The organism is Pontibacter cellulosilyticus, from assembly GCF_014306105.1.
GTDB classification, from domain to species: Bacteria; Bacteroidota; Bacteroidia; order Cytophagales; family Hymenobacteraceae; genus Pontibacter; species Pontibacter cellulosilyticus.
This window is the reverse complement of sequence record NZ_JACRVF010000005.1, coordinates 18,483-33,986: the sequence shown is the minus strand read 5'-3', so window position 1 is coordinate 33,986 and position 15,504 is coordinate 18,483. Positions and strand designations below refer to the sequence as shown.

The window sequence follows — 15,504 nt, the reverse complement described above, 5'->3', positions numbered from 1 at the left end:
AGTTGATTTACTTAACAATGGTAACGCTACCGGATATTGGTTTTTCTGTTCTATCTAACTGGATGATATAGTAGTAGGTGGCTATTGGCAGTTCTTTGCCCTGCTGTAGTCCATCCCATGGCTGTTTGTAACCCTCTGACACAAATACCTGACCACCCCACTGATTAAGCACCTGTACCTTACAGTTCGGGTACTTCTCGATGTTCAGGATCTCCCAATTATCGTTTACACCGTCACGGTTAGGCGTAAAGGTGTTCGGGATAAACACGTGAGGCAGCACCGTAACCGTAACCTGGTCTGTGAATGTACATCCGCCTTCCGTTTCTGCTGTTACCGTGTAAGTGGTGGTCACTTCCGGAGAAGCTGTTGGGTTGGCTGCATTAGCATCGCTCAGCGTTTCGGCCGGAGACCAGGTATACTTCACGCCACCGGTAGCCTGTAATTCCACGCTTCTGCCGTTTACTACTGTCATGTCCGGACCTGCATTTACATTCGGTTCCTGTACTGTTACCTTCACCTCTCTGCGCTCGCTGGCACAACTCTGCGACACTTCCTGCACATAGTAAGAAGTAGTATGCTGTAAAACTGGCGTAGTATAGCTGCTGCCCATAGCAATCGGGTTGCCACCTGCTGCGCTTGCAAACCACTCCAGTCTGCCGCCTTCGCTAACTGCAGTAATCGTAGCCTTTGCACCGGCGCATATTATGGTGCCTTTCGCCTCTGGAGTCTTCGGCAGCGGTGTAACCGTGATCTTCACCGCATCACTCACCAGCCTCTCACACGACTCAGAAGTAACAACCCTGCGTAGCCATACCGTTTTTGTAAGCGGATTGCTGGTGTAGTCTTGCCTGTTATTGGCACCCGGAGCTGTAGTAAAGCCCTTATCCGGTCCTTCGGTGCTGATCTCCCACAGGTAAGTATAAGTGCCGCTACCTCCGGTTGGTAAAGTACCCGTAATAGTTGACGGGGCCGTGTTAAAGCAAATGGTCTGGCTGGTGCTGATTTTGTTGTTGCTCATGGCAGGCTTCACTGTGATCATCACCGCGTCACTTGTGCTGGTATTAGGCCCTGAGATTACGATGCGGCGGTACCAGGTATGCTGGCTCAGCGCCGGAGCGTTGTAGTTTTGCGTATTGTTTATACCTGTAGCCGTTGTCCAGCCGGCATCAGGGCCAACTGTGCTCTGCTGCCAGATAAACGTATAATCTCCCTCGCCCCCTGCCGGTGTGGTACCTGTAAGCGTAGCAGGTTTGTTGCCGAAACAGATGATCTGGTCTGCCTGTATATTGTTATTGCCAACGGCAGGCGTAACCGTGATCTTTACCGGCTCTGATACATGCTCACAACCACCTGAGTATACTATTCTTCTAAACCAGGTATCTTTTTTCAGGGCACCCGGTGCATAGTTCTTACCAGTATTCAGAGCAGCTGCCGGCATAAAGTCGGTGCCGTTTTCGCTGTATTGCCACAGGTAAGTATAAGTGTTGTTGCCTCCCGCAGGAGCAGAGCCTGTAAGCGGAGCCGGAACCTGTCCCGAATAGATCGTCTGTGACAGCGTTACAATGTTCTTGCTGATAGCAGGGTTTACTTCCACCTTCACTACATTCGATAGCATAGAGCAGGCACCAGAAGTTACTACTCGTCTATACCAGGTGGTGGTAGAAAGCTCAGCAGGAGCATAATTTATACTTGTACCATTTGATGCCACTGCTCTAAAGTCTGTAGCATCAGCGCCTGTAGTGGAGTACTCCCAACGATACGTATAGCTGCCTGTGCCGCCAGTCGGCTGCGAGCCGGTTAATGGCAGCGAAGCTGTGTCGGTACAGATGGTCTGACTTTCTGAAATCTCGTTGGCTGCAATAGGAGCGTTAACCGTTACTTTGATGGCTTCAGAATAGCTTTCACAGCTGCCTGATGTAACTTTTCTGCGGAACCAGGTAGTCTGATTCAATGCCTGCGGCTGATAGGTGGCATTGGTTCTGGTGCCCGGTGCTTCGCTAAAGCTTGTGCCGTCTAAGCTGATCTCCCAGGTATAAGCATAGATATTGTTTCCGCCTTTCGGGGCAGCACCTGTTATACTTGCCGGAATAGCGCCGGCGCAAATTATCTGGTCGCCGGAGGTAAGAGTGTTGCCTGTGATAGCCGGTTGTACTGTTACTTTAACCGCTGCACTTACATCCTGCTGGCATGGGCCTGACATAACAATTCTTCTGTACCACGTAGACTGCGTAAGCGCTGCCGGAGCAGTATAATTCTGAGTGTTGTTCACACCTGTGGCCGCTGTAAAGGTGCTGCCGTCGGTGCTGCTTTGCCATAGGTAAGTATAAGTACCGTTGCCACCTGCCGGTGTTGTGCCTGTAAAGGCAGCCGGTACATCGCCTTCGCAAATTGTCTGGGCAGTAGTTATACTGTTGTTGCTGATAACTGGCACTACCTCGATCTTCACCGCAGGGCTTATACTTTCAGCACAAGGACCAGACACTACCACTCTTCTGAACCAGGTAGTTGTGCTTAAAGCCTGTGGCTGGTAGGTAGCTGCCGTAGCTCCGGTTATACTTGTAAAGCCGTTATCCGGACCGGTTGTGCTGCGTTCCCAACGGAAAGTATAAGTGCCATTGCCATTTTCCGGCTGCGAACCAGAGATCATACCCGGTACTTGGCCTGCGCAGATCGGTTGCTGCGCCGGTGCCGTAATAGTGTTGCTGCTGATGTTTTTGTTAACCGTAACCCTTACAGCTGCTCTTTGCGGGCTACCGCAACCGTTCGTGCTCACCGATTCCACATAATAATTAGTAGTAGCATCAAGTGCAGGAGTGGTAAAACTCATGCCTGTATGTACTGCATCAGTAGCCGTAGCCGAAGTATACCATTTGTATGTTCCGCTTGTCGCTACCACGCTAAGTGTTGCTTTGGTATTCTCGCAGATCGTAACAGGGTTCACCGTAGGCGCAACAGGCAAAGGATTTACCGTTACCTCCACAACTGCCGATGTGCTGCTGCAGGCTCCTGAAGTAACCTCGCGCTTGTACCAAGTAGTCTGGGTAAGTATACCCGGATTGTAGGTTGATGCTGTGTTGTTGCCAGGTGCGGCTGTATAGTTGCCGTTTGCACCGCTGGTGCTGTAAAGCCACTTGTAAGTATAAGTGCCGTTTCCGCCCTCAATAGTTGCCGTCGGGTTAAGCACAGGTGCCTGCTGTCCGCTACAGATGGAGGCAACCGCTGTGATGCTGTTGTTTTGGATGCGCGGGTTAACTGTTACTTTAACTAGGTTACTGATATTAGTACCGCACGGGCCGCCGCTTACCACACGTCTGAACCAGGTGGTAGCCGTCAAAGGGCCTGTTGCATAGTTAATACCGTTATTGTCGCCAATCGCAGTCTGGAAATTAGTGCCGTCGTGGCTCATATCCCAACGATAAATGTAATTGCCGTTGCCCTCAGCAGGCTGTGAACCCTGAAGTACGGCAGGAGTCTCTGCTTCGCAGATAGTTGATTCTCCTGAAATGCTATTGTTCGTGATCGGCTTGTAAACCGTAATTTTTACCGGCTGGCTGTAATGGTTTTCGCAGGTGCCGGATGTAATCACACGCCTGAACCAGGTAGTTACAGCAAGTGCGCCGGGACTATAATTTTGCTGATCATTAGTGCCTGTTGCGGCTCTGTAAGGTCCCTCTGCACCTGCTGTGCTGATCTCCCACAGGTAAGTATAAGTTCCGCTGCCACCTTCCGGCTGCGAGCCTGTAATCTCATCGCCTACGCTGTTTTCGCAGATGATGGTGTTGGTGCTTGTCTTTACAGAGTTGTTAGAAATAACCAGAGTTACTTTAACCTCAACGGCAGGGGATGTGCTGGTGCAGCTGGCAGATTTAACCGTTCTTCTGAACCAGGTAGTTCTCGTTAATACATTTGGTGCATAGTCCTTCTGCGTAGCTCCGTTGATCTTTGTAAAGCCTGCTGTAGCACTTTCAATGCTGCTTTCCCACTCATAAGTATAAACTGCATTTCCGCCTGCAGGAGTAGAGCCAAGTATACTTGCAGGCTTCTGACCGGCACAGATAGTTGGTACACCTGTTAATGTATTGTTGCTTAACACAGGATAAACTTCTACTTTGGCCTCTGTTCTTGGGCTGATACAGCCATCAATTATGGCCTGCACAAAGTATGATCTGCTGCTGTTTACAACGCCTGCGTCAAAGGTTCTTTCCGAAGAAATGATTTTTGTGCTTGTGGCTGTCTCGAACCATTGGTAGCTTGTGGCGTTGCCTTCTGCTACAAGTATGGCTTTGTTGCCGGTACCGCAAAGTATAACCGGCTGCACAACCGGGGCAGGAGTGGCCGGGCGAACCGTTACTTCTAACGCGCGACGTGGGCTGGTACAACCACCTGGTATGGTTGTCTCTACATAGTATGTAGTCGTTTTATCCAGGACAGGAGTCGTAAAGCTTTCGCCTTCGCCTACTTTTTTACCGCCTGTTGCTGCATCATACCATACCAGCGTCCCGGTTGGGTTCTGTACCTGGAGTGTGGTACTGAAGCCAGGGCAGATCGTGGTGCCTGATGCTACCGGTGCAGTTGGCAGAGCGTTTACCGTTACCTGAACCTGGTCTGTAGTGCGGCAGCTGCCGGTGCCATACGTATAAGTAAGCGTAAAAGTACCTACCGCAGCAGGTGTAAATGTACCCGATGCCGTTACATGCGAACCAGACCAGGTGCCGGCAGCCGGCGAAGCCGTCAGGTTAAAGCTGCCAGAGTTCAGGCAAACTACCTTATCCTCACCTGCATCAGCTACCGGAGCCTGATCTACGGTAACCACCATCTTATCGGAATTAACACAGCCAAGGCTATTGGTGTAAGTATAGGTCAGTTCATACTTGCCTGTTTCTGATGGAGGTGTAAAATTACCGTCGGCTGCTACGTTTGCACCAGACCATACACCGCCAGCCGGAGAGCCGGTAAGTTTGGTAGGCACAGGGTTGTTGCAAACACTAATATCAGCACCGGCATTTACCTGTGGCAGCGGGTTTACCGTTACTGTTACCGTTTTAGAGGTAGCGCAACCTGTTTGGGCATTGTAGCCGGTAACTGTATAAGTTGTAGTGGCAGCAGGAGAGGCTGTAACAGATGCTCCCGCAGTGGCGCTCAGGCCTGTAGCCGGCGACCAGGTATACGTATCTGCACCGCTTGCTGTAAGTGTGGCTTCATCCTGCCCCTGACAGATAGCGGCTTTATCAGCAGCCACTGTAACAACTGGTAATGGATTTACCACTACCGTATATGTGGTAGTGCTGGTACAGCCGGTGCTGCTGTTGGTGCCTGTAATAGTATAGGTTGTAGTTTCAGTTGGTTTTGCAGTAACGCTATTGCCGGTGGTTGCACTAAGCCCTGTAGCAGGAGCCCAGGTATAGGTATCGGCACCTGTTACACTGATGGTTGTGCTTTCGCCGAGGCAGACCTCCTGCTTCGGTGAGCTTGCCACTAACTCCGGCAGCGCATTTATTCTGATCTGCTGGACTGCATGTTCTGAATCGCCGCAGGCATTGGTCGCCACTACGCTTACCTCATAGTCGCCGGGTGTAGTGAATCTGATAGATGGATTAGCCGAACGTTGGGTAGTATTGTTTTCATAAGCTATACTTCCAGGGCCGGTAACCTGCCAAGTGTATCCTGTAATAGCAGACTCCCGGTTATCATATGCAGGCGCATGTTTTGCGTTGTCAGCACTAAAGTTTATACTTTGCGGACCACAATACGTCTGCTGTGCCGGCAGGGTAACTATTGGCTTTTCCTGTATGGTGATGGTCGTGTCTTTCAGGCTGGTTTTACAGTTGTTGCTGGCCGTAAGTAATACCACATACTTCCCTGCTTTGCTGAATGTAAAAGCCGCATCCTTAGAGCCGGCATTTTTACCATTTGCATAAGCCCAGCCTGTGGCTGGTGTTACCTGCCATACATACTGCAGGTCGTCTCCTGTAGAGGAATTTGTAGCAGTAAAAGTTGCCGGAGCGCAGTTGCTGCTGCCGTTCAGTTTAAATTTGGCTTCTGGCAGGGCGTTGATCTTGATAACCTTCTGCGAAGAGTCTGCAGCACACTTAGTACCCGATCCTGTTGGCGTAGAGATAATTCGGATAGTGTAGTCGCCGGGCTTTGTAAACTTTACTGCTGGGTTTGATGATTTAAATGTTCCGGATACAAACTCCCAGCCAGTGTCCGGTAATATCTTCCATTGCACTGAGTAAGTAGCCGTTGCATTTGGGTTTGTCGAATTAGCGTTGAAACCGCTAATGGTTTGGTCTGTCAGTTTTATGGGCTCATCCACGCAGCCAATCGTTTTTTCAACACCTAAATCTGCGTCCGGACCTTTAGAGATTTTTATACCACCTACTGTAGCTGGGGTTATACCACAGGGGTTCTCGGCAGTAGCCGATAAGGTAAAGGAATTAAGTGATTTTCCTTTAGACGATTCTGTAAAGGTATGCTCAATTGTTTTAGGCAAGTTGGCGTGCGTAAAGCGCAACGGCGCACTGCCATCGTCAAACTGGAAAGTATAAATGGTTTGTGGCGAGTTGCCTTCTGTATTTAGAATATCGAAGGTAAAAGTAGCAGGAGCACAGTCGTTGGTGTTGCCGCGGCTGGCAAGGCCAAGGCTGGGATTACTTCCAATAAATACCCGCTCCGTTTTTTTGCTAACGCATCCGTTATCTCCTGTTACGGTTACCTCTAAATTAAAAGATCCGGCCGAAGTATAAGTATGATCGGCTGTTTCAAAGTCCTTTCCGAGTGTGGTCGTGCTGCCATCGCCCCAATTAATTTTGTAGCTGGCGTTGGTGCTTTTTGTAGTAGAGATATTTTCTACGGTAAGGCTAAATGATGACTGATTGCCTGAGTAACTGCAGTACGTAAAGAAATTGACAGGATCGGCAATGCTGGCATCTGGCTTACCTGCAATGGTTATACTTTCGGAAGTGCCCTCACAACCATTTGCGTTAGTGGTTTTTACCCAGTAAGCTCCGGGTTCTATAACAGTGATTGAACGGGTGGTGGCACCGTTAGACCACGCATAAGAGCTTGCCTCACTTGCTGTAAGTATAACCGAACTGGAGGTGCAGAGACTATTTGATCCCGAAAAAGTTATAATTGGCTTACAATCTGAAACTGTGGCCGGAGACTCCCAGAGTCCGTTCAGTGCAAAGAGAAGAGGCAGCAAAAAGCTGACTAATAATGGCTTCATGGCTAAAAGCTGAAAAAGTTTGCTGTTATAGTTAAGCGTTTGGTTTGAGTGCATTGCTCACTCAATAGCTTGGGTAACTGTTCTAAGACAGCAGTAGCGTTGGTAGCAGAGATATAAGGCGTGCTGGAGTATGTATGGCAGCATTACTGCAAACAACGCCCATCGTATTTAGGAGATTCTTTAACTGCCTTGGCTTTTAGCGCTAATGTGCAATAAGAGATTGGAGTAGTAGTATGACATATAAATTGTAATTATAAAAGCTTACTGATTTCGGTAATTGGTTCAATGTCGCTGCTTGAAATGCAGCGCTGTCAAAACATTAAGTTGATAACTATGTGTAATGTGTTAATATTTAATGTTTTCGTAGAATTACAAATATGGGGAATTAGTTCATAATTGTTTGTCTATTTTAATTTTTTTTTGATCACAGATATAATTATGTGCAGAAGTGTTACACTTAACAAAATTTGCAGCTATAGGAATTGTATTATTATATGATAAATATGCTTTGGCATTGGTGAATAATTATGGAGTATAAATACATAGGATAAATTTAATATAACTACTAGAGCTTGATAATTTTCAGAAGTTGATCTAAACTTTGGTTACTAAATGAGGTGGTATTGTTCGCAGGAGCAGGTGAAGTAAAGGTGTGTTTCTGAAAAATGCAATTGTTGTTTTGCTATGTCAGAAGCTGTTTAAACAAGCGTAATTGAACTAATTATAATAAAATTGCGATAAATGGCTACAATTAGAATATATAAGTATGGTTATTTTGCAATATTATAAAATAAAGTTTTTTTAATGAATATTGGCAAAATTATAAACTTTCGATTTCCATCCGCCGTAATTTAGGTTGTAAGTTATCTAAACATAGCCAATGCCTATGTTCTGAATGATTCCTTGGTAGTTAATTAGAATATATAACATTTTTAATATTCCTGATTATTAACTTAAAAGACATGTGCAAAACATGCAATGAAAGTTGGGGAGAGACTAAGATATTGGCTAAGTGCAGATAGTATGAAACAAAGTTTCTTTTAGTATGATAGCAAAATTACAGGCTTAACCATGAATAAATACCGCCACTACTACAGTTTTAACAGGGTACTGCTGTTAATACTGGATATCACCCTCATTACCTTTGCTTTTAAGATTTCAAACCTTTTCAGGTATGGTAGTCTTGATTTCGATTACCAGTACAGTGTTTTCTTTGTGTTATTTGCACTGGTTTGGTGGATTGTGTCAGGCTTCTCTAACTTCATCTTCAGGATAGATGGCCTTTTCTCCTGCGAAAAGAAATTAGCCAACCTGATCAACTCATTCATTTTACATGCCTTTATACTAGCAAGCTGTATTGTAGTCTTCAACTTGGAGCAGCTTTCACGATTGTTGCTGCTTTATACTTATATCTCTACAGCTTTATTGATAACCATAAGCAGACTGCTGATGCAGCAACTGTTCGGGTACTTCACTAAATCAGATGTTGCGCATACAAGATATGTTATAGTAGGGGCAGGCCAGGCAGGAATGTCGCTTTACCAGACGCTGAACAATAACGAGAACCTAGGCACGAAGTTCATGGGTTTCTTTGAGGATAACCCGGATACCCTAAACCCATATTACAGCCAGGTACAGGGAGGCATAGCCGATCTGAAAGACTATTGCCTGCAACACAGCATTGACGAAGTATACTATACTTTGCCCCTGACTGATCGCGAACAGCTGGATGATCTGTCGCAGTTTGCCGATGACAACTTCGTATACTTCCGTATTGTGCCGGATTTTAGCGCCATTGTGCAGCGCGACGTGAATATGTACTTCTATCACAACGTGCCAATGCTGAGCATTCGCAAAGAACCACTTGAGTTGGCGTCTAACAGGGTTGTGAAGCGTGCTTTTGATGTGGCATTTTCACTGGCAGTATCGCTGCTCATCTTCCCTTGGCTGATGCCGCTGATCGCTTTGGCTATCAAAATTGAGTCTAACGGTCCGGTTTTCTTTAAGCAGCTTCGTCCGGGCAAAAAGAACAGATTGTTTGTGTGTTACAAGTTCAGAACCATGCATGTGAATAATAACACAGAGCTACAGGCAACAAAAAATGACCCAAGAATTACCCGCGTAGGCCGTTTCTTACGTAAGACTAATCTTGATGAACTGCCGCAGTTCTTTAACGTGCTGCTCGGCGATATGTCGGTAGTTGGTCCGCGCCCTAACCTGGTGTCGCAGTTAGACCACTACTCAAAAGTAATTTCGAAGTATAAAATGCGCCACTTTGTTACCCCTGGCATTACCGGCTATGCGCAGGTAAGCGGATATAGAGGCGAAACAAAGGAGCTGCGCCTGATGGAAAAACGTATAGAGTACGATGTACAATATATGGAGAACTGGAGCTTTATGATGGATATGAAAATAATTTTTCTGACAGTCTGGAATATGATTAAAGGCGAGAAAAATGCTTACTAGTAATATAACCGAACCTACTACCTACACAGCTGAACCACCCTTAAAGGAGAAGCGCAAGTTAATTACCTCTCTTATTTCAGCTGGCTCGTTCAACGACTTCATTAACCACATTTTCTGGTTAACGGAAAACAAAGCCTCCTCTTATGTATGTTTCGCGAATGCGCACATGCTGGTAGAGGCCTACCGCGACAAGGAGTTTAACGAGTTGTTAAATAACGCTGACGTGGCCACTCCCGACGGAGGGCCCCTTTCCAAGCTGATGAAACTAATGTATGGGCAGGAGCAAGACCGGGTGGCAGGCATGGACGTACTGCCCCGGTTGTTGCAGGAGGCAGCTGCACGTGGTAAGTCAGTGTACTTCTATGGCTCCACCGACCAGGTTTTAGAGGCTGTAGTGGCAAAAGCCAAACATGAATTACCGGAGCTCAAAATTGCTGGCCATTATTCTCCCCCTTTCCGGAAGCTAACTCACATAGAAGATACCGCCATTGTCAACATGATCAATGAGGCAAACCCGGACCTGGTGTTTGTGGCGCTGGGTTGTCCGAAACAGGAACGTTGGATGGCAGAGCATAAAGGCAAGGTAAAGGCTTGCATGCTGGGTGTAGGCCAGGCATACATGACTTATGCTGATCTGGAGAAACGTCTGCCAAAGTGGGCCAGAAACCTGTCGTTGGAGTGGACGTACAGATTATGGCAGGAGCCGCGCCGCCTCTGGAAGCGATATCTTGTAACAAACAGCATGTTTATACTTCTAACGCTAAAACTGTTTTCACAAAAGCAGATTCAAAGATCACTTTAGAGTAGCCGGCTCTAAAGTATACTTTTCAGGCACTTACTTTATCTAAAATTTAAGCTTACCGCATTAAATAAATTTTAGCCAAGCCAAGAGCTGGCTTTAAATTTAAGTTGAATAAGTTTTGGCTAAAAAGTTAGCCTGTTAAACATCAAAATATAGCTATTCCCGTATCAATCAAAAAACACCCAATCAAAAGAGTGCAATTATACGCTGATCCAGTGTTCATACATTAACCTAAACCCTTATAGCAATGAAAGCAGTTATACTAGCAGGTGGCTACGGAACCAGAATAAGTGAAGAAAGCGGTGTGCGTCCAAAGCCAATGGTAGAAATAGGCGGAAAGCCAATCTTATGGCACATCATGAAAATCTATTCGCACCATGGCATCAATGATTTCGTGATCTGCTGCGGATACAAAGGCCATATCATTAAAGAATATTTTGCTAATTATTGCCTCTATAACTCAGATGTTACCTTTGACATGCGCAAAAACAGCATGGAGGTGCATCAGAATAATACAGAATCATGGAGAGTTACCTTGGTAGATACAGGGGAAGGAACCATGACGGGCGGCCGCCTGAAGCGCGTGCGCGACTACATTGGCAATGACACGTTCTGCTTGACATATGGCGACGGCGTTAGCGATGTAGACATTACAGAACTCATCAATTTCCATAAGCAACAGGGAACCATGGCTACATTAACAGCTGTGCAGCAGCCTGGCCGTTTCGGAGCTTTTAACCTTTCTTCAGGCGTAACCAAGATAAACCAGTTTAAAGAGAAACCTACAGGAGGCGATATGCCTTGGATCAACGGTGGTTTCTTTGTGCTGGAGCCAGGTGTAATCGACTACATTGAGGATGATAGCACTATCTGGGAGAGAGGACCAATGGAAAGATTGGCCGAAGAAGGAGAACTATCAGCTTACCGCCATACTGGCTTCTGGCAGCCGATGGATACACTTCGCGACAAACATGTGCTGGAAGAGCTGTGGCAGAAGAACCAGGCCCCATGGAATGTTTGGCAAAAGATGCTGTCTAAGGCCATCAATTGATCTACTCCGAAAACTAAACCCAACCCTTTAACCAACACTTTACACTATGAGAATTCTTATAACCGGAAATATGGGGTATGTAGGGCCCGGTGTGGTTGACCAGCTGCGCAAGGCATATCCTAACGCCACACTGATCGGCTACGACATGGCCTACTTCGCCTCTTGCCTTACAAACGCGCCTGTGCTGCCGGAAAGCAAACTGGACATACAGCTGTTTGGAGATGTAAGAGAGATCACAGCCAGTACACTAATGGGTATTGACGCTGTGGTGCACCTGGCTGCCATTTCCAATGACCCGATGGGCACCCGTTTTGAAGATATAACACTGGACGTAAACTACAAGTCAAGTATAAGAATAGCCAAACTGGCGAAAGAAGCAGGAGTAAGCAACTTTGTGTTTGCCTCTAGTTGCAGCATGTACGGGGCCGCCTCTGAAAAGGCCAAAACGGAAGATTCGGAGCTTAACCCGCTTACAGCCTATGCCCGCTCTAAAGTATTTACAGAGAAAGAGCTGGAGCCATTGGCCGGCGATGGTTTTACAGTTACCTGCCTGCGATTTGCAACAGCCTGCGGCATGAGCAATAGACTGCGCCTTGACCTGGTGCTGAATGATTTTGTGGCTGGAGCCGTGGCAACAGGCAAGATAAACATACTTAGCGACGGTACGCCTTGGCGACCACTGATACACGTAAGAGACATGGCACGCGCTATTGAATGGGCTGTTACAAGAGAAGCCAATAACGGAGGCGACTTCCTGGCAGTGAACACAGGCTCAAATGAATGGAACTACCAGGTGCATGAACTGGCTGAGGCTGTGGCCGATGTAATTCCGGGTACAGCGGTAAGTATAAATCGCGATGCCGCTCCGGATAAACGTTCTTACCGCGTGAATTTTGACCTGTACAAGCAGCTTGCACCAAACCATCAGCCGCAATATTCGCTTAAAGAAGCCATCCAGGAGTTGCGCGACGGTTTGATGGAGATGGAGTTTAAAGACGGAGACTTCAGAAACTCACTCCTGATGCGCCTGAAAGTACTAACCAGCCTGCAGGAAACTGAAAGAATCAACGATCAGCTGCAGTGGGCACACCAGACTGCCAAGGCATCTAGCAAAGAATCGGAGTTACAAACTGCATAAAACAACTTATGATATTTACAGAGACTAAACTAAAAGGCGCCTATATTATAGATGTAAAGCGACTGGAGGATGAGCGTGGCTTTTTCGGACGTTCTTACTGCGAAAATGAATTTGAAGAGCTAGGCCTGACTACGGGTATCAAGCAAACCAACGTTTCCTATAATAAAAAGAAAGGCACATTACGAGGTATGCACATGCAAAATTCGCCTTACGAAGAAACAAAGTTGGTACGTTGCACGCGCGGCGCTATTTATGACGTGATCATTGATATGCGCGAAGATTCTGAAACGTACAAACAATGGATAGGAGTAGAGCTTACTGCTGATAACTACCGCATGTTGTTTGTGCCTGAAGGTTTTGCTCACGGCTTTATCACTTTAGAGGATAATACGGACGTGACATACCAGGTAACTCAATTCTACACACCGGGCTCGGAGCGCGGCATCCGCTGGAACGATCCTGCTTTTAATATTCAATGGCCAATGGAGCCGGTTGTGATCTCAGAAAAAGACCAGGCGCACCCGGATTTCGAGAATGCGCTGACACAAGTATAATGGAAAGCTGCTGGTTTTATGCCGGCAGCTTTCTTCTCTTAAACCTAAAAATCTAAAGTATAAAATGATATTAGTTGATAACGCCCTTGCTAAACGCCATGCCGAAGGCAACCCGATTAAAGTAGCTATGGTTGGTGCCGGGTTTATGGGCCGTGGCATTGCGCTGCAGATCTGTAAGTATGTACAAGGCATGGAGTTGGTTGCCATCTCTAACCGTAAAACAGAAAAGGCGAAACAAGCCTATACTGAAGCCGATGTGCAAGAAGTGCAGGAGGTAAGCACAGTTGCGCAGCTGGAGGAGAACATCCGCCAGGGCAAGTATAGCATTACCGACGATGCCATGCTGCTTTGCGAGGCCGAAGGCATTGACGCTATTATAGAAGTAACCGGTGCAGTGGAGTTTGGTACAAACGTGGCCATGCGCGCTATCCAGAACGGTAAGCACATCATTATGATGAATGCTGAGGTTGACGGTACGGTAGGTCCGATCCTGAAAGTATACGCTGACAAAGCCGGTGTCATCTTCACAAACGCTGATGGCGACCAGCCAGGCGTGATCATGAACCTGGTTCGCTTTGTGAAAGGTCTCGGCGTTAAACCGGTAGTGTGCGGTAACATCAAAGGCCTCCACGACCCTTACCGTAACCCAACCACTCAGGAGGGCTTCGCGAAGAAATGGGGACAGAACCCATCTATGGTAACTTCTTTTGCAGATGGCAGTAAGATTTCGTTCGAGCAGGCTATTGTGGCAAACGGTACCGGAATGCGTGTAGCCAAGCGTGGCATGCACGGCCCTACGGTACTGAGCGGAACCTCTCTGAAAGACTGTGTTCATAATCTGTATCCGCTGGAGGATGTAATGGAAGGTCCGGGCATTGTAGACTACGTAGTAGGTGCAGAGCCAGGTCCGGGTGTGTTTGTATTAGGCACACACGATCATCCTTCACAGCAGCACTACCTGAACCTGTACAAGCTGGGCGAGGGACCACTTTACTTATTCTACACGCCATATCACCTGTGCCACTTCGAGGTGCCAAGTACTGTAGCCAGAGCCGTATTGTTTAACGATGCAGCCCTTGCGCCAATTGGTAAGCCTTATGTAGAGGTAGTTGCTACTGCTAAAACAGATTTGAAGGCAGGGCAGGTGCTGGATGGCATTGGCCATTATATGACCTATGGCCTGTGTGAGAACGCCGACACGACAGCCGCAGAAAATCTGTTGCCGATTGGTGTGGCAGAAGGTTGTGTGATGAAACGCGACATCCCGAAAGACCAGGTTCTGACCTATAACGATGTAATACTGCCAGAAGGCCGATTGGTTGACAAGCTGCGCCAGGAACAGGCCGAATACTTTGGTATGAATGCGGCAGCACAAAATGCTGCCAAACCAGAGGCTGCAGCCACAACATCAGCTTAAGTAGAAACTAAAGTATAAAGTTCGCGCATCGTAGCTTTTGAGTTGCGGTGCGCGATTATTTTAACATGGACACACCGCTGCCTATTGTTGGACTTATACCTGCCGCGGGCTTAGCCACACGTCTGCAGCCCTTGCCGTTTAGCAAAGAGCTTTACCCGATTGGCTTTGGGAGTGAAGGGGAAATTATAGGTCATCCTAAAGTAGCTGCAGCCTACCTGGTAGAGCAAATGGCCGCAGGCGGTGCAGAGCAGCTATACTTTATACTTCGCAGCGGCAAATGGGACATACCAGCTTATTTCGGCGACGGAAGCAGCTACAGCCTAAATATAGCTTACATGCTGATGGGGCTACCCTTTGGAGCTCCTTACTCAGCAGATCAGGCATATACGTTTGTGAAGGATAAGCTGGTGCTGTTTGGGTTCCCGGACATACTCCTGGCTGAGCCAGGTGCCTTTGCTCACCTGGTTGCTAAACAGGCAGAAACAGAAGCCGATGTAGTGCTGGGTGTGTTTGAAGTAGATAATCCTGATAAGTGGGATGTAGTGGAATTACATTCTGACGGAAGTATAGCCAACGTTTATCCGAAGCCACATCAATCTAAATCAATTTATGCCTGGGCGTTTGCCTGCTGGTCACCGTCGTTTACAGCCTTTATGCATGCTTATCTGCAGCAAATACAGGAAAGTATAAGTACAAGTGGCAAAGAACTAAGTATAGGCGCCGTTTTACAGGCAGCTATAAAAAACGGTTTAAGGGTGCAGGGCGTACAGTTTAGCAAAGACAGCTGCCTTGATATCGGAACACCCGAAGACCTCAGAAAAGCAATCATAAAGTATACTTGATCAAAC

The 15,504-nt window shown here is 47.1% G+C and carries 8 protein-coding genes; 7 read left to right on the top strand and 1 reads right to left on the bottom strand.

Going from position 1 to position 15,504, the window contains the following annotated elements; all coding sequences use genetic code 11:
- Positions 1 to 7: 7 nt before the first annotated feature.
- Complete coding sequence (locus H8S84_RS15650; protein ID WP_187068319.1) at positions 8 to 7,228, bottom strand: gliding motility-associated C-terminal domain-containing protein; 7,221 nt, start codon at positions 7,226 to 7,228, stop codon at positions 8 to 10.
- Between the two features lie 1,071 nt (positions 7,229 to 8,299).
- Here H8S84_RS15650 and H8S84_RS15645 point away from each other — a divergent pair.
- The 7 genes from H8S84_RS15645 to H8S84_RS15615 all read left to right on the top strand — a co-directional run bounded on the left by H8S84_RS15645 (position 8,300) and on the right by H8S84_RS15615 (position 15,498).
- The gene (locus H8S84_RS15645; RefSeq protein WP_187068318.1) at positions 8,300 to 9,694 is read left to right on the top strand and encodes an undecaprenyl-phosphate glucose phosphotransferase; all 1,395 of its coding nucleotides are present in this window, start codon (positions 8,300 to 8,302) and stop codon (positions 9,692 to 9,694) included.
- Positions 9,684 to 10,496, top strand: a complete 813-nt coding sequence (locus H8S84_RS15640) for a WecB/TagA/CpsF family glycosyltransferase (RefSeq protein ID WP_187068317.1) — start codon at positions 9,684 to 9,686, stop codon at positions 10,494 to 10,496. Before H8S84_RS15645 ends, H8S84_RS15640 begins: the two co-directional genes overlap by 11 nt.
- 247 nt (positions 10,497 to 10,743) lie before the next feature.
- Positions 10,744 to 11,547 (top strand): glucose-1-phosphate cytidylyltransferase, encoded by an 804-nt coding sequence (rfbF, locus tag H8S84_RS15635; protein WP_187068316.1) that lies wholly within the window; start codon positions 10,744 to 10,746, stop codon positions 11,545 to 11,547.
- Positions 11,548 to 11,593: 46 nt separating this feature from the next.
- Complete coding sequence (locus tag H8S84_RS15630) at positions 11,594 to 12,685, top strand: NAD-dependent epimerase/dehydratase family protein (RefSeq protein ID WP_187068315.1); 1,092 nt, start codon at positions 11,594 to 11,596, stop codon at positions 12,683 to 12,685.
- 8 nt (positions 12,686 to 12,693) lie between these two features.
- Positions 12,694 to 13,239 (top strand): dTDP-4-dehydrorhamnose 3,5-epimerase, encoded by a 546-nt coding sequence (gene rfbC / locus H8S84_RS15625; RefSeq protein WP_187068314.1) that lies wholly within the window; start codon positions 12,694 to 12,696, stop codon positions 13,237 to 13,239.
- Between the two features lie 64 nt (positions 13,240 to 13,303).
- Positions 13,304 to 14,656 (top strand): NAD(P)H-dependent oxidoreductase, encoded by a 1,353-nt coding sequence (locus tag H8S84_RS15620; protein WP_187068313.1) that lies wholly within the window; start codon positions 13,304 to 13,306, stop codon positions 14,654 to 14,656.
- 65 nt (positions 14,657 to 14,721) lie between these two features.
- Positions 14,722 to 15,498, top strand: a complete 777-nt coding sequence (locus tag H8S84_RS15615) for a nucleotidyltransferase family protein (protein WP_187068312.1) — start codon at positions 14,722 to 14,724, stop codon at positions 15,496 to 15,498.
- Positions 15,499 to 15,504: the final 6 nt, after the last annotated feature.